General features: G+C 65.7%; 24 protein-coding genes. 13 read left to right on the top strand and 11 right to left on the bottom strand.

The features are described from left to right. Position 1: 1 nt before the first annotated feature. The 3 genes from KUW00_RS05530 to KUW00_RS05520 all read left to right on the top strand — a co-directional run bounded on the left by KUW00_RS05530 (position 2) and on the right by KUW00_RS05520 (position 3,553). A complete protein-coding gene (locus tag KUW00_RS05530; RefSeq protein ID WP_222568484.1) occupies positions 2–1,462 on the top strand; it encodes an N-acyl-D-amino-acid deacylase family protein in 1,461 nt (486 codons plus the stop codon). 39 nt (positions 1,463–1,501) lie between these two features. Further along, entirely contained in the window at positions 1,502–1,894 is a 393-nt protein-coding gene (locus KUW00_RS05525; RefSeq protein WP_045995074.1) for a RidA family protein, read from the top strand. Between the two features lie 168 nt (positions 1,895–2,062). Beyond that, positions 2,063–3,553, top strand: coding sequence for a sodium:solute symporter family protein (locus tag KUW00_RS05520; protein WP_222568483.1), 1,491 nt, complete (start codon positions 2,063–2,065; stop codon positions 3,551–3,553). Between the two features lie 96 nt (positions 3,554–3,649). On the opposite strand, the gene KUW00_RS05515 is transcribed toward KUW00_RS05520, so the two are convergent. Then, positions 3,650–4,258 carry a cytochrome b/b6 domain-containing protein gene (locus KUW00_RS05515; RefSeq protein ID WP_222568482.1) on the bottom strand — a complete coding sequence of 203 codons (609 nt, stop codon included), beginning with the start codon at positions 4,256–4,258 and terminating at the stop codon, positions 3,650–3,652. Positions 4,259–4,382: 124 nt separating this feature from the next. Between KUW00_RS05515 and KUW00_RS05510 the strand changes: the two genes are divergently transcribed. Then, a complete protein-coding gene (locus KUW00_RS05510; RefSeq protein ID WP_213228789.1) occupies positions 4,383–4,772 on the top strand; it encodes an MAPEG family protein in 390 nt (129 codons plus the stop codon). Positions 4,773–4,848: 76 nt separating this feature from the next. Here KUW00_RS05510 and KUW00_RS05505 read toward each other — a convergent pair whose 3' ends face one another. Continuing rightward, positions 4,849–5,433: an NADPH-dependent FMN reductase gene (locus KUW00_RS05505; RefSeq protein WP_108133307.1), complete on the bottom strand. Its 585-nt coding sequence runs from the start codon at positions 5,431–5,433 to the stop codon at positions 4,849–4,851. A 147-nt stretch (positions 5,434–5,580) separates the two neighbouring features. Here KUW00_RS05505 and KUW00_RS05500 point away from each other — a divergent pair, with 147 nt between their 5' ends. Further along, positions 5,581–5,919 (top strand): hypothetical protein, encoded by a 339-nt coding sequence (locus KUW00_RS05500; protein ID WP_222568481.1) that lies wholly within the window; start codon positions 5,581–5,583, stop codon positions 5,917–5,919. Between the two features lie 27 nt (positions 5,920–5,946). Here KUW00_RS05500 and KUW00_RS05495 read toward each other — a convergent pair whose 3' ends face one another. From KUW00_RS05495 to KUW00_RS05485, 3 genes are all read right to left on the bottom strand, one after another. Further along, on the bottom strand, positions 5,947–6,885 hold the full coding sequence (locus KUW00_RS05495) for a pirin family protein (protein ID WP_222568480.1): 939 nt from the start codon (positions 6,883–6,885) through the stop codon (positions 5,947–5,949). A 101-nt stretch (positions 6,886–6,986) separates the two neighbouring features. Further along, positions 6,987–7,610: an isochorismate family cysteine hydrolase YcaC gene (ycaC, locus tag KUW00_RS05490; RefSeq protein ID WP_108133309.1), complete on the bottom strand. Its 624-nt coding sequence runs from the start codon at positions 7,608–7,610 to the stop codon at positions 6,987–6,989. Positions 7,611–7,756: 146 nt separating this feature from the next. Beyond that, positions 7,757–8,626 carry a pirin family protein gene (locus KUW00_RS05485; protein WP_222568479.1) on the bottom strand — a complete coding sequence of 290 codons (870 nt, stop codon included), beginning with the start codon at positions 8,624–8,626 and terminating at the stop codon, positions 7,757–7,759. Positions 8,627–8,778: 152 nt separating this feature from the next. On the opposite strand from KUW00_RS05485, the gene KUW00_RS05480 reads away from it, so the two are divergent. After that, positions 8,779–9,696 carry a LysR substrate-binding domain-containing protein gene (locus KUW00_RS05480; protein WP_222517209.1) on the top strand — a complete coding sequence of 306 codons (918 nt, stop codon included), beginning with the start codon at positions 8,779–8,781 and terminating at the stop codon, positions 9,694–9,696. Positions 9,697–9,839: 143 nt separating this feature from the next. Here KUW00_RS05480 and KUW00_RS05475 read toward each other — a convergent pair whose 3' ends face one another. Next, positions 9,840–11,348: an alanine/glycine:cation symporter family protein gene (locus KUW00_RS05475; protein WP_222568478.1), complete on the bottom strand. Its 1,509-nt coding sequence runs from the start codon at positions 11,346–11,348 to the stop codon at positions 9,840–9,842. 216 nt (positions 11,349–11,564) lie between these two features. Beyond that, positions 11,565–11,903, bottom strand: coding sequence for a ribbon-helix-helix domain-containing protein (locus tag KUW00_RS05470; protein ID WP_222568477.1), 339 nt, complete (start codon positions 11,901–11,903; stop codon positions 11,565–11,567). Between the two features lie 213 nt (positions 11,904–12,116). Here KUW00_RS05470 and KUW00_RS05465 point away from each other — a divergent pair, with 213 nt between their 5' ends. The 3 genes from KUW00_RS05465 to gloA all read left to right on the top strand — a co-directional run bounded on the left by KUW00_RS05465 (position 12,117) and on the right by gloA (position 14,984). Continuing rightward, a complete protein-coding gene (locus KUW00_RS05465; protein ID WP_045995064.1) occupies positions 12,117–12,683 on the top strand; it encodes a tat (twin-arginine translocation) pathway signal sequence in 567 nt (188 codons plus the stop codon). Positions 12,684–12,814: 131 nt separating this feature from the next. Continuing rightward, a complete protein-coding gene (locus tag KUW00_RS05460; RefSeq protein ID WP_222568476.1) occupies positions 12,815–14,398 on the top strand; it encodes a GMC family oxidoreductase in 1,584 nt (527 codons plus the stop codon). 43 nt (positions 14,399–14,441) lie between these two features. After that, positions 14,442–14,984 carry a lactoylglutathione lyase gene (gloA, locus tag KUW00_RS05455; protein ID WP_222568475.1) on the top strand — a complete coding sequence of 181 codons (543 nt, stop codon included), beginning with the start codon at positions 14,442–14,444 and terminating at the stop codon, positions 14,982–14,984. Between the two features lie 65 nt (positions 14,985–15,049). On the opposite strand, the gene KUW00_RS05450 is transcribed toward gloA, so the two are convergent. The 3 genes from KUW00_RS05450 to KUW00_RS05440 all read right to left on the bottom strand — a co-directional run bounded on the left by KUW00_RS05450 (position 15,050) and on the right by KUW00_RS05440 (position 17,320). Beyond that, complete coding sequence (locus tag KUW00_RS05450; RefSeq protein WP_222568474.1) at positions 15,050–15,964, bottom strand: complex I NDUFA9 subunit family protein; 915 nt, start codon at positions 15,962–15,964, stop codon at positions 15,050–15,052. Next, complete coding sequence (locus KUW00_RS05445) at positions 15,961–16,641, bottom strand: DsbA family protein (RefSeq protein WP_222568473.1); 681 nt, start codon at positions 16,639–16,641, stop codon at positions 15,961–15,963. Before KUW00_RS05445 ends, KUW00_RS05450 begins: the two co-directional genes overlap by 4 nt. 190 nt (positions 16,642–16,831) lie before the next feature. Then, positions 16,832–17,320, bottom strand: coding sequence for an Lrp/AsnC family transcriptional regulator (locus tag KUW00_RS05440; RefSeq protein ID WP_197037138.1), 489 nt, complete (start codon positions 17,318–17,320; stop codon positions 16,832–16,834). Positions 17,321–17,484: 164 nt separating this feature from the next. Between KUW00_RS05440 and KUW00_RS05435 the strand changes: the two genes are divergently transcribed. Further along, the gene (locus tag KUW00_RS05435; RefSeq protein ID WP_222568472.1) at positions 17,485–18,408 is read left to right on the top strand and encodes a DMT family transporter; all 924 of its coding nucleotides are present in this window, start codon (positions 17,485–17,487) and stop codon (positions 18,406–18,408) included. A gap of 89 nt (positions 18,409–18,497) precedes the next feature. On the opposite strand, the gene KUW00_RS05430 is transcribed toward KUW00_RS05435, so the two are convergent. After that, a complete protein-coding gene (locus tag KUW00_RS05430) occupies positions 18,498–19,499 on the bottom strand; it encodes an NADP-dependent oxidoreductase (protein ID WP_213228770.1) in 1,002 nt (333 codons plus the stop codon). 388 nt (positions 19,500–19,887) lie between these two features. Between KUW00_RS05430 and KUW00_RS05425 the strand changes: the two genes are divergently transcribed. The 3 genes from KUW00_RS05425 to KUW00_RS05415 form a co-directional block, all read left to right on the top strand. Next, a complete protein-coding gene (locus KUW00_RS05425) occupies positions 19,888–20,688 on the top strand; it encodes a FadR/GntR family transcriptional regulator (protein ID WP_222568471.1) in 801 nt (266 codons plus the stop codon). 7 nt (positions 20,689–20,695) lie between these two features. Then, positions 20,696–21,736, top strand: coding sequence for a TRAP transporter substrate-binding protein (locus KUW00_RS05420; RefSeq protein ID WP_222568470.1), 1,041 nt, complete (start codon positions 20,696–20,698; stop codon positions 21,734–21,736). 133 nt (positions 21,737–21,869) lie between these two features. Next, positions 21,870–22,215: TRAP transporter small permease subunit (locus KUW00_RS05415; protein ID WP_222568469.1), on the top strand; the 346-nt coding region annotated here is incomplete at its 3' end.

Raw genomic sequence — 22,215 nt, 5'->3', positions numbered from 1 at the left:
CATGCACCATGACCTCTTGATTCGTCGCGCCACGCTGCTGGATGGCACCGGCGCAGATCCTCGTATCGCGGATGTCGCGATCAAGGGGGATCGTATCGTGGCGGTGGGGGATCTCGCCGGGCACGAGGCCAGCGAGGTGGTGCAGGCCGAGGGGCTGGTGCTGACCCCGGGATTCATCGACGTTCACACCCACGACGACACCAATGTGGTGCGCACCCCCGAGATGCTGCCGAAGCTGAGTCAGGGGGTGACCACGGTGGTGGTCGGCAACTGCGGCATCAGCGCCTCGCCGGTCACGCTGCGCGGCAGCGAGGTGCCCGATCCGATGAACCTGCTGGGCGACGCCGAGGATTTCGCCTATCCCAGCTTCGCCGCCTACGCCGATGCCGTGGCGACGGCCTGCCCGGCGGTCAATGTGGCGGCACTGGTGGGGCATACCAGCCTGCGCTCACTGGTGATGGATGACTACGAGCGCCCGGCCCGCGACGACGAGATCGGCGCCATGCGCCTTGCTCTGGAACAGGCGCTGGCCGAGGGGGCCATCGGCATGAGCACCGGGCTTGCCTATCGCAACGCCCGTCAGGCGCCAAGCGCCGAGGTCGGTGCCCTGGTGCGCGCGGTCAGCGAGGCGGGCGGCATCTACACCACCCACCTGCGTGACGAGTTCGCCGGACAGGCCGAGGCGATGGACGAGGCCTTTGCCACCGCCGCCGAGGCCCGTGCACCGCTGGTGATCTCGCACCTGAAGTGCGCCGGTGCCGGTAACTGGGGCCAGGCGCCGCGGGCCCTGGCGCAGTTGACCGACGCCGCCAGCCGCCAGCGTGTTCACTGCGACTGCTACCCCTATACCGCCGGTTCCTCGACCCTGGATCTGGGGCAGGTCACCGACGAGATCGACATCACCATCACCTGGTCGAAGCCGCATCCGGAGCAGGCGCGTCGGCCGCTGGCCGACATCGCCGCCGACTGGGGGCTGTCACTGATGGACGCGGCCAGGCGCCTGCAGCCCGCCGGCGCGGTCTATCACAACATGAGCGAGGACGACATGCGCCAGGTGCTGGCGCACCCCTTGACCATGGTCGGCTCCGACGGCCTACCCAATGACCCGCATCCGCACCCGCGCCTGTGGGGCGCCTTTCCCCGCGTGCTGGCCCACTACAGCCGTGACCTGGCACTGATGCCGCCGGCCGAGGCGGTACGCAAGATGACCGGTCTTTCCGCCGCCACCTTTGGCCTGGAAGACCGCGGTGTGATTCGTCCAGGCGCCTTCGCCGATCTGGTCCTTCTGGATCTCGAACGACTGGAAGATAGCGCCACCTATGACCAGCCGAAGACGCCCGCCAGCGGCATCCTTCGGGTGCTGGTCAACGGCACGACGGCCTACGCCAATGGTCAGGCGTCGGGCCAACGATCCGGGCGCATGTTGCGCCGAAGCGTGCGCCTTGCGGCCACGCCACTCTAGCCACGTTTATTGCATCAGTATTTTTCAGGAGACATTGACATGACGATCAAGCGTTATGGCGCCGAAGGCGGCGTCGGTACCGGCGGTCAGAAACTTCCCTTCTCCCGCGCGGTGGAAGCCGGCGGCTGGCTGAAGGTGTCCGGTCAGACCCCGATGACCGATGGAGAAGTGGTGGAAGGCGGCATCGTCGAGCAGAGTCGGCTGGCCTTCGAGAATGCCCTGACCATCGCCCGCGAGGCGGGCTACGACATCGAGGACGTGGTCCACGTCACCGCGGTGCTGACCGACTCGCGCTACTTCCAGTCGTTCAACAAGGTGTTCGCCGAGTACTTCAAGGATCACCCGCCGGCGCGCATCTGCAGCGTTCAGGATCTGGTGGTGGACTGCAAGGTCGAGGTGGACCTGACCTGCTACCGCGCCGACCGCGCTTAAACCAGGGATATTGCGTCGAGCGGCAACTCGACCGGGGCAGGGATGCCCGCATCGTAGCGACAGGAAGGCGCCGGATCCCGGCAAGGACCCGACGCCAGGCACAGCAAACGTTCACGTTCACTGTCTCGATCGCGGCAACGACCGAGACGACAAGTATAAGAGGTCTGTATGAACAGTCATCTTTTCCTTGCTACCTTTTGCGTCTACATCGTCCTGATGATCGGCTTCGGCTGGTGGATGTCGCGGAACGATCGCGGCACCGGCGATGACTTTCTCCTTGGCGGGCGCAGCGTACCGATATTCCTGACCATCGGTACCACCGTGGCCACCATGGTGGGAACAGGTTCCAGCATGGGGGCGGTGGGCTTCGGCTACGCCAACGGCTGGGGCGGCGCACTCTATGGTCTGGGTGGTTCGATCGGGGTGCTGCTGCTGGCGCTGTGTTTCGCCGGTGTGCGGCGCTACCGCTTCATGACCATGAGCGAAGAGTTGTCGTTCTACGTCGGGGCCAACCGCCTGGTGCGCAATGTCGTGGCATTGTTCATCTACGTCGCCTGCATCGGCTGGCTCGGCGCCCATATCCTCGGTGGCGGCCTGTATCTGGCGTGGATGGCGGATATTCCCGCCTGGCAGGCCAAGATGGTGGTGGCGCTGGGCTTCGGTGTCTACTGCGTCATCGGCGGCTACATGGCGGTGGTCTGGACCGACACCGTGCAGGCCATCGTGCTGTTTGTCGGCTTCTTTTTGATGGCGGCGGTGGCCGTGGTCGAGGTCGGCGGCTTCTCCGAGATGACTGCCTCCATGGACGCCGCGGCGACCAGCTTCCTGGCCATCGACAAGGTCGGCCTGGTGCCCGCCCTGTCGCTGATCACGGTGATCGCCGTCGGTGTGCTGGCAACCCCGTCCTTCCGCCAGCGCATCTACTCCGGCGCCTCGGTGGGCTCGGTGCGCCGCTCCTTCCTGGTGACCGGCTGCCTTTACATGCTGTTCTCCATCGTGCCGGCGATCATCGGCATGGCGACCTACGCCCTCAACCCCAACCTGGAAAACAGCAACTTCGCCTTCCCGTATCTGGCCACCGAGGTGCTGCCGCTGTGGCTGGGCCTGCTGCTGCTGGTGGCCGGTCTGTCGGCGACCATGTCCAGCGCCAGCAGTGACGCCATCGCCGGTGTCACCACCCTGATCCGCGATCTCTACGTGCTGGTCAAGGGCCGCGCGCCGTCGGCCAAGAGTGTGGTCATGCTGTCCCGGTTCGGCCTGGTCGGTACCATCAGCCTGGCGCTGGCCTTCGCCCTGACCTCCGACAACGTGATCGCCTACATCACCAAGATGGTGGCGACCGTGCTGGCGGGCATGTTCGTGTGCGGCGTGCTGGGCCGCTTCTGGCCGCGCTACAACTGGCAGGGCGCGATTGCCTCGCTGGTGGTGGCGTCCGCCACCTCGCTGACGGTCATCTCGGTGGAGAGCTGGAGTGAGTACTGGGGCAACCCGAGCATCCCGGCGGTGGGCCTGGCCATGGCCGCCGGTATTGTGGTCAGTCTGTTTACCCCGGCTTCCGAGCTCAGCGAAGACCAGGCACTCGAGCTGATCACCGAAGAGCGCGAGCGTATGGAGGCGGTGCCGGACGTGCCGCTGCGCAAGGGTCCCGCCAAGGCCTGAAGACCGCTCTCCAGGCCGAAGCACAAAAGCCCGCGCAGGTGACTGCGCGGGCTTCTTCGCATGTCTGCCGCGATGGCGAGGAGCACGGGGCATCGCTCAATGGTGCAGTGACCATATTCGGCCAAGGGCGCCGTCCTTCAACACAAGATGGTGAAACAGGGCCGCCGCGATGTGGCCACCGAGCAAAAAGGGCAGCAGCAGATCGGCGCCCCAGTCCCGATGGAAGCGGCCAAACGGCTCCATCAGGGTGATCAGCGGCACCTCGAACAAGGCTGCGAGCGACGCCGCCAATGGCAGGCGCTGAAACGAGGGCAGTGTCCACTGGCCCAGCACCCCCCTGAGGTCGAAGCCGGTACCGATATAGGCCGCCACGGGCAGCGCCAGGAGCACGGCGAGCAGGCCACGGTGGGCGAGGCGAGTCACCCGGGGCAGACCCAGGGGTGGCGGCTGCGGCAGCCACAGGTGGGCCGCCAGCAGCCCGAGCGACAGCGCCACACTCAAAAGCCCCAGGTTGACATGGACCACCAGCAGGTACCAGTTGGCAGACTCGAGCTGGGTGGTCGCCCACTTGCGCCCGTAAGCAGTGAGGTAGAGAAGACCGATGGTCAACGCCAGCGAGGCGTGCAGGGCGCGGCTGGTCAGGGCATGACGGGCAGGGTGGACATCGGGGGCGTGGGTGACGTCGTAGGCTCGGCTCGCTGGCATGAAGGAAACCTCGGGATGCGGTATTGCCCGGTGTCAGGCAACTACCGCCATGCTGACGCCTGGCCCTTCGCCTGTCAGCCATTCCCTGTGCCATGCTGGGGGCAATTCGCCCTCGGAGCCTTCCATGTCGATCTTTCTCGTCACCCTCTTTGTTGCCTCCCTGCTGCCGATCCTGCTGGCCTGGATCGGCGCCGCCTGGCGCGTGCGACAGTTCGGCCACCTGGACAATCGCCACCCGCGTGCCCAGCAGGCGCGTCTTGAAGGCGTCGGTGCGCGGCTGCAGGCGGCCCAGTCCAACGCCTGGGAGGCGCTGATCGTCTACGCCACCACCGCGGTGGTGGCCATCGGCGCCGGGGTGGAGCTTGAAAGCCTAGACGTGCCGGCGCTGGTCTTTCTCACCTCACGCCTGCTCCACCCGCTGGCCTACGCCCTGAACTGGCAGTGGACCCGCTCCATCGTCTTCGCCGTCGGCATGCTGGCGTGTCTGACGATCATGATCGGGGCGCTGTGGTAGCCGCCCCGAAACGGGACAGGTGGCGGGCGGTTGTCCGCCGGCGTTCAGCCCTTTGACCGTCAGGGGCCGACGGCCGTCATTGTGACGACCGCGCCAGGGTGGTGACCAGGCGCTGGCAAATGTTGTCCAGCGCCTTGGCCTTGCCTTCGTCGGCCAGGCTGCCGTCTTCATGAAAGGCGCTGCCAGCGCCGCCTACTGCAAGCTGGTCCGGCAGTACCGTGACGCCGATGTTGCTCAAGAGCTGACGCAGCAGCGGCAGGGCGCGAAGCCCGCCCAGCCCGCCGGGTGAGGCGCCGACGATGGCCGCCACCTTGTGCTGGTAGGGCTCGAGGGCGCCCAGGTCGCCGTCGGGGCGCGAGACCCAGTCGATGGTGTTCTTCAGAAGCGGTGTGATGAAGCCGTTGTACTCAGGGGAGGCGATGGCGAGGCCCTGATGCTCCATGAACATCCGCTTGAGGCGGCTGGCGTGCTCGGGAAGACCCTCGCCGGCCTCCAGGTCGCCGTCGTAGATCGGCATGGGAAAGTCGCGCAGGTCGACGAAGGTGGCCTGACCACCAAGGGCGTCGATGCGCTGTGCCATCAGTCTGGCCAGACGCTTGTTGAAGGAATCCTCCCGGGCGCTGCCGGCAAAGACCAGGATACGGGGACGGGTATCGCTCATGGGGTTCTCCTGCGGTGTGAACGGAAGCGCAAAAGGGCAAGGCATGGACCAATAGCCAATGGAGCACGCTCTGTCAGCCATTGCCAGCGCCGATCTTGTGCATTCATCCTGCAACATATTGGATCAAGATGGCAGAAGGAGGACGATGTGAAGTACCCCACAACGCCGGATGGGCGCTACTTTGTTGCCCGCAATCGCCTCTGGCGCTGCACCGATCCCGGCCTGGACGAGGACACCCGCAAGCGCCACGTCAAGGCGCTGATGGCGGCCCGACGCGCGGTCAAGGAGGCCAACAAGGTCGACGATGACGACGCGCTCAAGGCCGCGCGCCGCCAGGTCCAGGCAGCCAAGGAGGCGCTGGGCGAGCGTGGCCCGGTGTGGTGGTCCGACGGCGCCGAGGATGAGTCCGGACGCGCACCCCACAACAGCTCCTACGCCGACTGGTGGGCCAGCCTGAACGCGCAGGAGGACAAGGCGCCTGGATGAATGCCTTGCGTGTCGGCAAGGCGGCTTTCAGGAAGACCAGGGCAGCGGTGGTGCCTCCAGGCGTGCTCCCTGCCACTGGGGGATGTCACCAAAGCGCTCGCTGGCGGCTTCCCAGTCGTGCTGGGCCTGGATGATCGCTTCCCGCGAATGGCCAACGAAGTTCCACCAGATCAGGATCTCGTCCTGCATCGGCTCGCCGCCGATCAACAGGATCCGGCTGCCCGCCGACAGCGACATCTCGAGGCTGTCTCGTCCACGCCCCAGATACCCCAGCTCGTCCACCGTGAAGGCCTCGTCATCGAGCTCAAGGCCGCCTTCCAGCACCAGCACGCCGTATTCGAAGTCGGGACGCAGGGGCACCGCCAGCTTCGTGGTGTCACTGGCCTGAACGTCGAGTCCCACCAGCGGCGAAAAGCTCAGGGTGGGGGCGTGATGGCCTTCGGCTTCACCGATCAGCAGGGTGAAGTCGGCGCCGTCGCGGCGCCAGCGCGGCAGCTCGGCGTAGTGATCAAAGCGTGGCGCGGTGTCGGCCTTGTCCCGGGGCAGGGCGATCCATAGCTGGGCGGCGTGCAGGCTGTCGGTTTCGGCCAGGCTCTCTTCGGTATGGCTGATGCCGTGGCCGGCGGTCATCAGGTTGACCTCACCCGGTCGGATGACCTGGTCGCTGCCCAGGCTATCCCGGTGGTGGACCTCGCCGGAGAGCATCCAGGTGAAGGTCTGCAGGCTGGTGTGGGGGTGGGGGCCGACCCGCATGGCCTGGCCTTCGCGCAGGATGCTGGGGCCGGCGTGGTCGAGAAAGCACCAGGCGCCGATCAGGCGGCGCTCGCGGGTGGGCAGCACGCGGTGGATCGGCAGGCCGCCGACGTCGGCCTCCCGGGAACCGATGCGCTGGATACAACGGCGTCCATCGACCACCGGGCAGTCCAAAGAAGATGATGGGCGATGGGGCGTTTCGTGCAGGCTCATGGTGGCCTCCTGGGCGGTCATGGCTAGACCTGGTATGGCTGTACCTGGGTGGGATCGACAGAAAGAACAAGACCTGGGCGCGGTACGCCCAGGCCTGAAGCTCACCCTTGGGTCTGTTGGGAATAGCTCTGCATCAGGTTTGCGTAGGCCGGCAGGTGGGACGCCAGCAGGCCGCCGAAGCCTTCGATGTCGTTGCGCCAGTCGCGGTGCAGTTCGCAGCCCACCCCGAACCAGGTCATCAACTGGGCGCCGGCCTGGCTCATGCGATCCCAGGCGGCCTCGCGGGTCACCGGGTTGAAGGTGCCCGAGGCGTCGGTGACGACGAAGACGTCGTAGCCGGCCTCGATGGCCGACAGCGCGGGGAAGGCCACGCACACCTCGGTGACCACCCCGGCGATCAGTAGCTGCTTGCGCCCGGTCTTCTCGATGGCGGCGACGAACTCCTCGTTGTCCCAGGCGTTGATCTGGCCGGGGCGGGCGATGTAGGGCGCGGTGGGGAACATCTCCTTGAGTTCGGGGACCATGGGACCGTTGGGTCCGTCCTCGAAGCTGGTGGTCAGGATGGTCGGCAGCTCGAAGAACCTGGCGATATCGGCCAGGGCCAACACGTTGTTCTTGAAGGCGTCGGCGTCGAAGTCTCGTGCTACCGACAAGAGGCCGGCCTGGTGGTCGACCAGCAGCACGGTGACGTCATTCTTGTCGAGACGAACATAGGGGCGAGTCATGGCGATTTCCTGGAGTCAGGGGAAGCCTTCCCTGGAAGAGGTCTCCGGCATCCAGCCTGGAGGTACAGCCCCCGGCGGCGGCTGCCGTCGGGGTCTTTCGCAAGGCGTCGCAGGGCGATAGGAGCAGCTACCTGGGCGCCGTGGGCTCAGGTACTGAGGCGGCCAAACCGGCCACGTCGAAAGGCGTCGATGGAGGCGTGGATCTCGGCCTCGCTGTTCATCACGAAGGGGCCATGACCCACCACCGGCTCGTCGATCGGTTCACCGGTCAGCACCAGCAGCCGGGCGGCGGTGTTGGCGGCCAGGGCCAGTGTCTCGCCATCGCGGGACAGCTCTACCACGCTGCCACCGCGCACGACCTCCCGATCCTGTACCAGCAGGGTGCCGTCGAGCACTACCAGAAGGCTAGTGTGCCCGTTGGGTAGCGACAAGGTCGTTTCAGTGTCCTCTTTCAATGCCAGTTCCCAGGCGTTGATCGGGGTAAAGGTCCGTGCCGGGCCGCGTGCCTCCAGGTACTCGCCGGCCACCACCCTGAGCTGGCCCGCCTCGCCCGGTAGTGTCACCACCGGGATCTCGTCACGGGTCAGGTTCTGGTAGGCCGCCGGGGTCGTCTTGTGGCGCGCCGGCAGATTGACCCATAGCTGGACCATCTCCAGGTCGCCGCCCTGGCGAGTGAAGTCCTCGGAGTGAAACTCCTCGTGGAGGATGCCGTCGCCGGCGGTCATCCACTGAACGTCGCCCGGGCCGATGGTGCCGCCGCCACCGGAGGAATCGCGGTGGCTGACCTCGCCTCGATGCACGAAGGTCACCGTCTCGAAGCCGCGATGGGGGTGCACGCCGACGCCACGCTTTTGCTCGCTGGGCGCGAAGTGGTGAGGCCCGGCGTGGTCCAGCAGCAGAAAGGGGCTGATGCGCTCGGCGCCAAGGCGGTCGTAGCTGAACAGCGAGCGCACCGGGAAGCCGTCGCCCACCCAGTGACCGCGAGGGGCAGCGTGTACGGCGTTGATGGTCTTCATGGGACACCTCCTGTCATGGAAGGATCGTTGGCGATCCGTCATGGTGACAGCATAGAATCGAGACGATGTAGGCGGTAGTAGGCAAAATTCGGACGCATCGTTGCATACATGAAACGATGGTGCGCTCAATCACCCTCGACAGGACCCGAGCCGTGCAGGATCTCAACGACTTCTTCTATTTCGTCAAGGTGGTGGACCACGGCGGTTTTGCTCCGGCGGGCCGCGCCCTGGGGCTGCCCAAGTCACGGCTCAGCCGACGTATCGCGGCGCTGGAGGCACGCCTCGATACCCGCCTGATTCAGCGTTCCACCCGTCAGTTTGTGGTCACGGAACTGGGCCAGGCCTTCTATCAGCACTGCCAGGCCATGCTGTGGCAGGCCGAGGCGGCGGTGGAGGTGGTCGAGCGCCACCAGGCCGAACCGCGCGGGCGCATTCGCCTGAGCTGTCCGCCGAGCCTTCTCGCCACCTTGTTCACGCCGCTGTTTTCCGAGTTCCTGCGTCGCTGCCCCCGCATCGACCTGGACGTGGTGGCGACCAGTCGCCGCGTCGACGTGGTGCGAGAAGGCTTCGACCTGGCGATCCGGGTACGCTATCCGCCGCTGGAAGACAGCGAACTGGTGATGCGCAGGCTGTCGCGCAGCCCCCAGCGGCTGCTGGCATCACCGGATCTGGTGGCGCGCCTGGGGATGCCGGAAGCGCCACAAGCCTTGAGCGATTGGCCCAGTCTCGACTTCGAGGAACCGGACCGGCGCCATCGCTGGCGCCTGGACGGTCCCGGCGGCGAGGAGCGAATCATCGAGCATCGGCCTCGGCTGGTGACCGACGACGTGGGGCTCTTGCACCGAGCGGTGCTCGATGGCCAGGGGGTGGCACGCTTGCCGTTGGTGGCCGCGGGCGCCGATCTGTGCGCCGGGCGCCTGGTGGACGTGGTGCCGGGCTGGGAGCCTCGGGCCGGACTGATCCACGCGGTCTACCCCAGCCGCCGCGGACAGTTGCCGTCGGTACGGGCACTGCTCGACTTTCTCGACGGTGCCCTGGACGAGGAGGACGCGCCACTGCCCAGGGCGTAGGGACGATCGGGGCGCAACGGTGCTCGGCCTGACGAGACGGCCCGTGTCCGGCCGTCGGAAACGACAACGCCACGGCATTGGCCGTGGCGTTGTTGGTGCTGGGGCTTGAGCGGCCCCTGCGGTCTTGCTTGTTCAACCCCTAGTCAGGCGTCCTTTCCGCTGCCCTTGGGCGCTTCAGAGGATGAGGCCTGCGAGGCCTTGTTGCTCAGGCTCGGCCAGGCGCTCGGGTCGACCTTGCCCTTGAGCTTGGGGAACTCGTCCGGGTTGAAGGTCGGCTCCTGGCCGGCCTTGAGCTGACGCTCGTAGTCGCGGAACAGGGCGAAGGCCAGCGGCGAGAGCAGCAGGATGGCGGTCAGGTTGATCAGTGCCATCATGCCCATGGACAGGTCGGCGAAGTTCCAGATGGTGCCGAGCTGGGCGATCGAGCCGATCATGATCATCGCCAGCACCGCCAGGCGATAGATGAACACCGCGCCCGCAGAGCGACGCGAGCCCGCCAGGTACTCGATGTTGGATTCACCGTAGGAGTAGTTGGCGATCAGCGAGGTGAAGGCGAACAGCAGAATGGCGATGGCCACGAACATGCCGCCCCAGTCACCGACGTGCTCGGACAGCGCGACCTGGGTCAGCTGGATGCCGTTGGGCGCGTCGCCGCTCTGCAGCGCCGGCTCCGACAGGATGATTACCGCAGCGGTGGCGGTACAGATCACCAGGGTGTCGAAGAACACGCCGAGCATCTGGATAAAGCCCTGGGCCGCAGGATGGTTCGGTCGGGTGCTGGCGGTGGCGGCCACGTTGGGGGCGGAACCCATGCCGGCCTCGTTGGAGAACAGGCCGCGCTTGATGCCCTGCATCATGGCCTGGGCCACGGCGTAGCCGACGGCACCGCCGGCGGCTTCTTCAAGGCCAAAGGCACTGTTGAAGATCAACGCGATGGCGCTCGGCAGCTCATCGATATTCAGCGCCACCACCACCAGAGCGAGGATCAGGTAGAGCAGTGCCATCAGCGGCACGATCAGCTCCGCCACCTTGGCGATGGAGCGTAGGCCGCCGAAGATGATCGGGGTAACCCCCGCCAGCAGGGCGATGCCGACGATCCAGGTCGGGATGTTGAATGCCTGCTCCATGGCCTGGGCGATGGAGTTTGCCTGGACGCTGTTGAAGGCGAGGCCGAAGGCGATGATCAGACAGATCGAGAAGGCGATGGCCATCCAGCGCTGACCGAGCCCGCGCTCGATGTAGCGGGCCGGGCCGCCGCGGAAGGTCTTGTCGCCGTGGTCGACCTTGTAGGCCTGGGCCAGGGTGGACTCGACGAAGCTGGTGGCCATGCCGACCAGCGCGGTCATCCACATCCAGAAGATGGCGCCGGGGCCGCCCAGATAGATGGCCACGGCGACACCCGCCAGATTGCCGGTACCCACACGGGCGGCCAGACTGGTGGACAGGGCCTGGAAGGAGGAAATGCCCTCGCCGCCATCACGGGATCCCTTGAGCAGGGCGAACATATGGCCGAAGAAGCGGAACTGGATGCCGCGGGTCATGACGGTGAAGTAGAGACCGGCGCCGATCAACAGGTAAACGAGCAGTTTACCCCAGATCAGGCCGTTGCCGACGGAGACGGCATCGTTGAACCAGGTGGCGATGGAATCCATGTCAAATTGTCCATTGGGTAGGAATGCGGAGGCCATTCTTCACGAATTGCCGCGTATGACAAGGAGCGTAGAGAAAAGATTGAGATAAGGCGTAGTTTTCGAGAAAAAAGATATAGACTTTAGTCGCATTCGAAAGGGTGCTGTTCTCAATGGCGCCTCAGGCCAGACATGTGAGGCCGAACGAGGTGTCGGTGAGCCCCTTTACCCGGCGCCGTTTCAGTTTATGCCCAGCGATGCCCGAGACAGGCGTTCGACAGCGGGTTGGGCGGCACTTCCCTGGACGACATTACCCTGAATGGCATTCTGCTGGTGGACGGCGCAGGCCACCCGCAACAGCGATGCCAGGTTAGGCACCTCACCACGGATCTCGATCACCTCCTGATGCAGCTCGCTGATGAACTGAACCGTGGTCAGGTTCTGGCCGGCGGCGATCTCGTTGAGGATATCCCAGAACTCGTTTTCCAGTCTGACGCTGGTCACCGAACCCTGCAGGCGGATGGAACGGGTGGTGCACTCGTACTTGGCAGGGTCGGTGGAGGCGTACATATGGCACATAGCGTGGTCCTCTCGCTGGCGTCCGGTCGTTATCGATAATGCCGTCTTCTGACCCTGCCTGGCTCTTGCGTCAAGGAGCATTAGACCATGGTCGACGTAGTACCCCAGTGTTACCCGCCGTAGGCGGAGGCGACATAGGCTTTGGAGAGACGCAGTGTCCCATGTGGCGCTTGTCGAATCTGAATTCTACGGCCTGGGGCAAGGAGTCCTGCTATGAAGGGTAGCGCTTTTTCTCGTCGTGTCTTTCTCAAGGCCAGCGGTGGTGTGCTGATGGGCACACTGGCGATGGCCTCCGGTCCCATCGCCCTGCTGGCGCCCAGTCGTAGCTGGGCCATGTCCCTTGAAACCCTGACCAGTCGCCAGGGCCAGGTGCTGCTGGCGATGACGCGTCACATCTTCCCTCACCCAGACCTTGAAGACGCGGTCTACGCCCTCGTGGTCAAGAGTCTGGACACCAAGGCCGCCGATCCCCAGGTCGCGGCCCTGGTAGCCGAAGGTATCGATGTGCTCGACCGTGAGGCGGGTGGTGATTGGCTATCGCTGTCGCCGAGCGAGCGTTTCGCCTTGCTGGAAGCGCGGGCCGGCTCGCCATTCTTCGAACTGGTGCGCGGCGACGCCGTCGTCTCGCTCTATGACAACGATCTGGCCTACGCCCACTTCGGCTACGAGGGTGAGGCGGGCAATCCCGGCTACCTGACCAAGGGCTTCAATGACCTGGACTGGCTGCCGGATCCGCCCCGGCCCGAGGGCGGCTACCTGCCCCATGAAGTACCGGGCTGACGCTGTCGCGGCGGGTGAGGCGAGCGTCGGTGACCGCTGGCGACAGCCACGGACAACAACAGCCAGCTACAGACAACAACAGACAACAACAGACAACAACGAACAATACGGACCGATGAGGAGACGTCGTCATGGCCATGACCGACAGTCAGCAGACCTTTGCGCTGGACGATGACAGTGTGGTGGTAGTGATCGGCTCGGGGGCCGGTGGAGGCACCCTGGCGAACGAACTGGCCCAGCAGGGCATCGACGTGGTGGTACTGGAAGCGGGCAAGCTGCACACCACCTCGGACTTTCTGGCCGACGAGTGGGGCGCCTTCAACCAGCTTTCCTGGCTGGACCCGAGGACCACCTCGGGAAGCTGGCGGCTGGCACGGGACTTTCCCAACCTGCCGGCCTGGATCGTCAAGTCGGTGGGCGGCACCACGGTGCACTGGGCCGGTGCCAGCCTGCGCATCCAGCCCCACGAGTTCGAGGCCCTGAGCCACTATGGCGCGGTGGATGGCGCTGACCTGCTCGACTGGCCGCTGTCCTACGAGGAACTGGCACCCTGGTACGATCGTGCCGAGGCGCGCATGGGGGTGACCCGCACCCACGACAACAAGGGGCTGCCGGGCAACAACAATTTCAAGGTGATGTACGCCGGGGCGCAGAAGCTCGGCTATTCCTGCAACACCGGCCATATGGCCATCAACAGCGAGATCCGCGATGGCCGGGCGCCCTGCCAGCAGCGCGGCTTCTGCTTCCAGGGCTGCAAGACCCAGGCCAAGTGGTCGACGCTCTATACCGAGCTGCCCAAGGGCATCGCCACCGGACACCTGGAGCTGCGACCCGAGTCGCATGTGGCGCGTATCGAGCATGACGACGAGGGTCGTGCCAAGGCGGTGGTCTACTTTGATAGCGAGGGCCGCGAACAGCGACAGAAGGCCCGGGTGGTGGCGGTGGCCGGCAACTCCATCGAGACGCCGCGGCTGTTGTTGAATTCCACGAGCAGTCGTTTCCCCAAGGGGCTTGCCAATGGGGCAGACAAGGTCGGGCGCTACTACATGCGCCATATGACGGGTTCGGTCTACGCCACCTTCGACGAGCCGGTGCACATGTATCGCGGCACCACCATGGCCGGCATCATCTCCGATGAGGCGCGCCATGATCCGTCGCGGGGCTTTGTCGGCGGCTACGAGATGGAGACGCTGTCGCTGGGGCTGCCGTTCATGGCTGCTTTCCTCGACCCCGGCGCCTGGGGCGAGCGTTTCGCCGGCGCGATGGACCAGTATGATCATATGGCCGGGATGTGGCTGGTGGGGGAGGATCTGCCCCAGGCCAGCAACCGCATCACCCTGAACCCGGAGGTGACCGATCGTTTCGGCCTGCCGGTGGCCAACGTGCACTACGACGATCACCCCAACGACGTGGCCATGAGGCAGCACGGGTATCAGCAGGGCAAGGCGCTGTACGAATCGGTGGGGGCGCGGGATGTCTACGAGGTGCCGCCCTATCCCTCGACCCACAACCTGGGTACCTGCCGCATGAGCGAGCGCCCCGAGGACGGCGTCTGCAACGGCTACGGCCAGACCCACGAGGTGGCGAACCTGTTCATCTCCGATGGCAGTCAGTTCACCACCTCGGCGTCGGAAAACCCGACCCTGACCATCGTCTCGCTGGCCCTGCGTCAGGCAGAATATATCGCGCAGCAGATGGCCGAGCAGGCGATCTGACGCCACCTGAACGACAATAGACCCCTCATCCAAGGAGACCGAGATGCACGACAATTTCCAAGGCGAACAGCACCCCGGCGTGGAGCCGGCCCCCGAGGCCACGCGCGGTTTTCGCCTCAATCACAGCATGCTGAGGGTCAAGGATCCCGAGGTGTCCCTGGCGTTCTATTCACGGGTCTTCGGCATGAGCGTGCTGAGGCGCCTGGACTTCGAGGAAATGCAGTTCTCGCTGTACTTTCTCGCCAACCTCGAGGCGGATGATCAGGTTCCCGAGGACGCCGCCGCCCGCACCACCTGGACCTTTCAGCAGCGCGGACTGCTCGAGTTTACCCACAACTGGGGCAGCGAGGAGCAGGAAGGGCGGATCTACCACGACGGCAACGCCGAGCCCCAGGGCTTTGGTCATATCTGCTTTGCGGTGCCGGATCTGCACGCGGCGGTGGCCTGGTTCGATGAAAACGACGTCGAGTTCATCAAGCGCCCCGAGCAGGGCAAGCTGAAGGACGTGGTCTTCGTCAAGGACCCGGACGGCTACTGGATCGAGGTGGTGCAGCCGAGCCTGATGGCGAACATGGGCGACGCCTGAAGCGGTTATCTAACGCCAAGCCCCGGCGGCATCGGGTCGGGGCCATCGCGGCCCGTCCGTCGGACTCAGCCCGCCTGCGTTGGCAGGCAGTGCGGCAGGCTGTCACGCAGGCTGCGCGGATTGAGGCCCAGGTCGGCGAAGCTGCCGACGCCGTTGGCGACCAGGTTGTCCTCGCTGATCAGCCACAGGGTATCGCGGGTCAGCGGCGGCGAGGGCAAGGGCGAAAGGGCCAGTGCCAGGGCGTGCCACAGGGGCAGGGGGACCTTGATGAACCTGGGTTCTCTGCCGAGGTGTCGCGCCACCTGGGTGACCAGATCGCGGTAGCGCAGCGGGTCGGGCCCGCCCAGTTCGAAAAGTGCCCTGGGCAGGCTCGCCCGGGTGGCCAGGCGTGCCAGGGCGCTGGCCAGATCACCCACGTGGAGCGGTTGCAGGCGCATCTCTCCGGCGCCAAACAGCGGCACCAACGGCATCTTCACCAGCCTTGCCAGGGTCGCCACCAGGCCTGACTGCTGGCCATAGAGGGCGCTGGGGCGAACGATGACCGCGCGAGGTATCTCGCCCATCACCGCCTGTTCGCCTCTCGCCCGGGCGCGCACGTAGGGCGAGGGCGAATCGAGCCGGGCGCCGATGCCGGACAGCAGCACATAGCGATCGATGCCCGCCTCCCGGGCGAGCCGGGCCAGCCTGGCGGCGCCCTCGACATGCACCTGCTCGAAGCTGCGCTTGCCACTCTCGCGGTAGAGGCTGACCGCGTTGATCACCGCGCTGGCCCCCTCAAGGGCCGCCTTGAGGCTCTCCGGATCCTCGATATCCGCCTGGATCGCCTCGACCGGATCGCCGTCTTCCACCTCTTCGGGGAGTCTCGGGTGGCGGGCCACCACGCGGACCGCATGGCCCGCGAAGTAGAGCTCGCGCACCACGGCAGCGCCGATAAGGCCGGTGCCACCGATCACCACCACCGGACGCGTGCGGTCACTCATGACGTCCTTTTGCCCTCATGCTGGCGCAGGGCATCCTGCAGGCGTTCCACCGCCAGAAAGAGCTGGCGCCTGGGTTGGGCGCCGGACAGGATGCCGGCGTGTTCGCCGTCGACCAGAAAGCGCAGCGCCGGAACACCGTGAACCCCCAGCGCCTGACCTTCCTCGCGGGAAGCTTGTACCGCCTCGCGGTCTTCACCGGCGGCAAGACTCGCTTCGAGTGCCGCGCCGTCCAGCCCCAGTTGATTGGCGATCTCGGCCAGGGCGGCCGGATCCGACAGGTCCAGGCTATCTTCGAAGAAGCCGCTGAACAGGGCCTTTCGCAGCGCAGCGACCTGGCTGGCTGACGGGGTGTCGCGATAGCGGCGCTCGGCCCAGGCCAGCGTTTCCAGGGCCAGACGCGAGCGTGGTTGGATGTTCGGCTGGCGCATGCTCAGACCTCGCTCCTGAGCCATCGGCAGCACCGCGTCTCGCCACAGCTCGTTCAGGTAGTCGCAGTGGGGATCGAGGGCAGGTTCCGGCTCGGGGCGCAGCTCGAAGGGGCGCCAGACGATGCGGATGTCATGACCGAACCTGTCTTCCAGCGCCTCCAGTTCGGGCAACTCCAGGTAGCAGAACGGGCAGCGCAGATCGCTGAAGACCTCCAGGGTCAGGCGTGGGGGAGCGGGCGGGGTCAGCATGCAACTCTCCTGGGTGGCGGTACGTGGGCCCGGACGGCAATGGGATCGACCCTAGCTTGACGATTGATGACGCCGAAGTGAAGCGCCGACGTCAGCTAGGCTCGATGCTGGCGAAGCTGCGTCAGCCGTGATCACCGGCTGAGGCGACGTCTGCCTGGTGGGGCTGTGCAGCGGATCCTCGTGTGGAGCCTTACGAATCGTCGTCAGTTGGACGGGCGTCGCGCAGATCCAGGGCGCCGGCGCGCTTGACGGCACGGATGGCAAAGCTCGAATCCACGGTATTGACCATGGGCAGGGTCTGCAGCTGTCGCACCCAGCGCTCGTAGCCTTTCAGGTCGGCGCTGACGATCTGCAGCAGATAGTCGAAGGCGCCGGACACGGTGTGGCACTCGATGACTTCGGGCATGTCCGCCACGGCGGCTTCGAAGGCTTCCACCAGGGCGTCCTGGTGGCGGCTGAGCTTGACGTGGACGAACACCGTCAGCCCCAGCCCCAGGCGTTCGCGGTCCAGCTCGGCGCGGTAGCGCTGGATCAGCCGCTGTTGCTCCAGCCGGCGTATGCGCCTGGCGCAGGGTGACGGCGACAGCCCCACCCGCTCGGCCAGTTGGTGACTGGTGAGTCGCGCGTCCTGCTGGAGCAGGGCGAGCAGATGGCGATCGATACGGTCCAGTTTTTTCAACGGATTGGCTCAATCTGGCGGAGTAAGGAAAAATATTGGCATGTCCTGCCAATATGGGTCCAGCGCGTCGTTGTCTTTGCCTGCATTTGCCCGACCGTTGGCGGCAGACTGAGGGTCAGCAGGGTGCTCGTTCAGGCGCCCGTCGAACCTCACGGAGTCCTGTCATGTCGTCTTCCTTGACCCAGGTGGCACCGCTTGTCGCCTCTCCCCGGCGCGCCCTGTTGGGGGGCGCCGCTGCGCTGGGGGCGGTGCTGATCTGGTCGTGCTACTTCCTGTCGCTGCGCCAAGGGGCGCTGTCACCACTGGGAACGCTCGACCTGACCCTGTTTCGCTACGCCGTGCCTGGCCTGGCGCTGTTGCCGTTGGCGCTGCGTCGGCGCCAGCGTCTGCTGGCGGTCAACCCGGTGTGGCTGGTCGGCATGATGGCAGGCGCCGGCATTCCCTTCTTCCTGCTGGGGGCGGTGGGCATGGGGCTGGCCCCGGTGGCCCACGGCAGCACCCTGATACCCGGGGCGGCGCCGCTGTTCGTCAGTACCCTGGCGGTTTGGGTCTTCGCTCAGCCGTTGTCGCGGGGGCGTGCCGCCGGACTGGTCGCTATTGGACTCGGCGTCGTCTGCCTGCTGGCGTCCGGGGGACAGGGCTCGCAGAGCCTGCTGCTGGGGCAGGGCATGTTCCTGCTGTCCAGCGTGATGTGGGCGGTGTTCACCCTCAGCGTGCGTCAGAGCGGTCTGTCGGCGCTCGAGGCCACGGCGGTGGTCACGGTGCCCAGTGGACTGGTCATTGTGCTGACGGTGATCGGGCTCGAGGCGAGCGGGGCGGGGGGACTGTCCCTGCATCTGGTGCCCACGAAGGAGTGGCTGGTGCAGTTGGTGGTGCAAGGCATCCTGGTGGGGCTGGGGTCTGGCCTGCTGATGGGCATCGCGATTCGACGGCTGGGGGCCGAGGCGACCTCGGCGCTGGGCTCGCTTACCCCGGTGGCGGCCACGGCGCTGGCCTGGTGGGCGCTGGACGAGACGATCGGTGGGGTCACGGCGGTGGGCATGCTGATGGTGGTGTCCGGCGTGATGATTGCCAGCCGTGGCCGTTGATGGCGCGGCGGTCATTCGAGCAGTGCTGAACCAGAGACACCGCCCGTAGGCGGTGTCTGGGTCAATCGTCCAGCAAGGGCAATCAGCAATCAGCCCAGGCGCACCAGCATCTTGCCGGTGTTGGCCCCCTTGAATAGGTCGAGGAAGGCTTCCGGCGTGGCCTCGAGGCCCTCGCGCACGGTCTCCTGGTAGTCGATCTCGCCGGCCGCGACCTTGGGACCGACGTCCTTGAGAAAGGCCGGGTAGTTGTCCCAGTGCTCGAACACGATAAAGCCCTGCATGCGCGCTCGGCGAATCAGGATCATCGCCAGGTTGGCCGGTCCCGGTGCCGGGCCTTCATCGTTGTAGCGGGAAATCATGCCGCACACGGCGATGCGGGCGCCGACCCTGAGGTTGTTCAGCGCGGCTTCCAGGCAGACACCGCCGACGTTCTCGTAGTAGACATCGAAACCGTCCGGGCAGGCCTTGGCCAGATCCTCGCTGAGGGTGGCGGCGTCCTTGTCGCGGTAGTCCACCGCGATCACGCCCTGGGACTCGAGCCAGTCGCGCTTCTTCTGGCTGCCGGCCAGGCCGACCACAACACCACCCTTGGCCTTCGCCAGCTGTACCGCCAGAGAGCCCACCGCGCCGCTGGCGGCGCTGACCAGCACATTGTCACCCTGCTGCATCTCGGCGATGGCATTCAGGCCGGTCCAGGCGGTCATCCCCGGCATGCCCAGCACGCCCAGGTATGCCTGTTCCGGCACGTCCAGATCGGGCAGGGCGGTCACGCCGTCGGCGGGCAGCTGGGCCACGTCTCGCCAGCCACCCATGTGGCTGACCTTGTCACCCACCTTGAAACGATCGTCACGGGATTCGATGACCTCGCCGACGGCGGCTCCTTCCAGCGGTGCCTCGAGCTCGAAGGGTTCGATATAGGTGGTGACACCGCTCATGCGTCCACGCATGTAGGGGTCCACCGACAGCCAGCGATTGCGGATGCGCACTTCACCGTCAGCCAGCGCCGGCAGGTCCTGCTGCTTGAGCTTGAAGACGTCCTGGCTGGGGGTGCCGGTGGGATACTCGCTGATGGTGTAGTAGTTCGACTGCATCATGCCTCCTTTGCGTGATGAACCGGAAGTCGATTGGCTGTCGCTCCGGAGAGGGCGAAGCGTGGCCGAGGATCACTCGGATTCACGCCTCGCTCCGTGATCATCGATAGGTGTACGGTCGCCACAATAGACCAGTCGGTCTGTTTCGTAAAGGGGGCGATTGTCTTCCTGGGTCCGAGGTCTATCCACTACGACTGTGCCGAATCAGCGAGGTTCCCCGAGGAGCGCCATGGACAGGGCGTGGCGGCAGGGCGCTACCCAATCATGACTAAAGTCTAAAGGCGTTTGAAATACGTTTTCGTCAAGCTATGTCGGACATAGCGTGTAGCGCCGTCCGACACATGGTGCTACATGTCCGATTTCTCTCGTTCCCTGTATGGATGGCTCCATGTCGGCAAGTTCCACTTCCACGCGTCGCGCGCGCCCGGACATCGCCGATGCCCTGGCCGAGGCGATCTTCGCCGGTGAGTATGCGCCGGGGGACTTCCTGCCCAGGGAAGTGGATCTGTGCGAGCGCTTCGAAGTCAGCCGTTCCACCGTGCGCAGTGCGCTGCAGGTGCTGGTGGCGGCGGGCATGATCACGCGGATCTCGGGCCAGGGATCTCGGGTACAACCACTGGAGGGCTGGCACCTGCTGGACCCCAGGGTCAGCGGCTGGCTGGCGCGCTTTGCCCATCCCAATCCGGTGATCCAGCGCGAAGTCTTCGCCTTTCGCGTGGCGGTGGAGCCCTTTGTCGCCCGTCTCGCCGCCGAGCACGCCACCGCCGCCGACCTGCTGGCCATCGAGACGGCCTATGAATGCATGATCGAAGCGCTGGCCAACGATGATCTACGCTTTGATGGCAAGAGCCACGACGAGTATGACGTGGCCTTTCACGAGGCGATCTTTACCGCATCGCACAATCTGGTGTGGGCCCAGATCAGCCACGTTCTCAAACCCGCCATCGCGCTGCTGGTGGAACGCTCCAACCACAGCGCCGACAGGCTCAACGACAGCATGGATCGTCACCGCCGGGTGATGGAGGCGATCCGGCTTCGCCAGCCGCAGGAAGCCGCCCGAGCGGCTCTCGCGGTACTGGAGCGCACCGGGCAGGACCTGGGTCTTGAAGGGGTGACAAGGTCGCCCGCCACGATCGAGACCACCTTCGACGCTCCCGAATTCCCTGCAACTCGCCAACAAGAAGGATGAGATTCCCATGATGGCAAGCACCAAGCTCAAGTTCTCTGTTTCCGCGCTCACGACGTTGGGCGCGGCGATCCTCGCGGCAACGGCGACCTCTGCCCAGGCGGCCGAGTACGAGTGGACCTTCCAGACCTCCGAGACCGCGGGTGAGCCGCAGTTCGAGATGAAGAAGGCCTGGGCCGACAACGTCGAGACCATGTCCAACGGCCGCATCTCCATCGAGATCCTGCCGGTCAACGCCGTGGTCCAGGCCAACCAGACCCTGCAGGCCGTGCAGTCCGGCATTCTTCAGGGCCACCTGACCGACCCGAGCTACTTCACCGGCCAGAACCCGGCCTTCGGCATGATCGGCAACCTGGTAGGCGCCTGGAGCGATCCCTACGACTTCCTCGACTACATGAACAACGCCGGTGGCGAAGAGCTCTACAACAAGCTGGTCGAACCTTACGGCGTCCACTTGATCGGCGCCGCCGCCACTGGCCTCGAGTCGCTGCCGTCGACCAAGCCGGTGCGCTCCATCGACGACATGCAGGGCCTCAAGCTGCGTGCACCCGAGGGCATGGTCTACAACATCTTCGAGGCCGCCGGCGCGACCCCGGTCAACCTGCCGGGCTCCGAGGTCTATACCGGCCTCGAGAAGGGCGTCATCGACGCCGCCGACTACACCGTGTTCGCCACCAACCAGGCCCAGGGGCTGCACGAGTTCGCGCCGTACCCGCTGTACCCGGGCTTCCACTCGCTGCCGATGGTGGCGGTGTCACTCAACAAGGACGTCTGGGACAGCCTCTCCGATGACCTGAAGGGCATCCTCGAGACCTCTGTCGACGCCCTGGCCTACGAGATGGTGGCCGAGCTCAAGACCCGCGACATGGAAGCCGTGCGCGAGGCCCGCCAGAACCCGGATATCGAGATCATCGACCTGCCGCAGGAGGAGCGCGTGGCGTTCCGCAATATCGCCAAGCAGGAGTGGGAGAACTGGGCCGAGAAGAACGAGATCACCCAGGAATTCTACGAGTCCGTGGTGGCCTACCTCGAGAACCACAACCTGCTGTAACCCTCGCTGGCGTGCGCCAGTGGAACCCGGGGCGGTGCCGAGGCACCGCCCCCTCATTTTCATCTTGCGATGTCCGCGCCCGTCGGGGCGATAGATCACGGGCGTCGCGATACATCAATGTCGAGGATGTCTCATGAGTGACGAGACACGTGCAGGGCCTGGGCCCGACCCATCACCCGATCCGTCAACGGACAAGACGCCCGAGCGTGCCCCCGATGTGGTGCGCAGCCGTTTCGATCGTGGCGTGGTCCGGGTGGCCCAGTTCGCCGCCTGGCTGGTGTTCATCGCCATGGCCATCAGCGTCTATGAGGTGATCATGCGCTACGGCTTTGGCGCACCCACCTCCTGGGTCCACGAGACCGTGGTCATGCTGGTGGCGGTCAGCTTCTGTCTCGGCGGCCCGGCCGCGCTGGCCTCCAACCGCCATATCCGGGTCAAGGTGCTCTACGACGCCGTGGGCCCGAGGTTCCGGCTGTGGC

The sequence above is a fragment of the Halomonas sp. DP5N14-9 genome (assembly GCF_019802175.1).
GTDB classification, from domain to species: Bacteria; Pseudomonadota; Gammaproteobacteria; order Pseudomonadales; family Halomonadaceae; genus Halomonas; species Halomonas litopenaei.
This window is presented reverse-complemented; position numbering and strand designations above follow the sequence as displayed.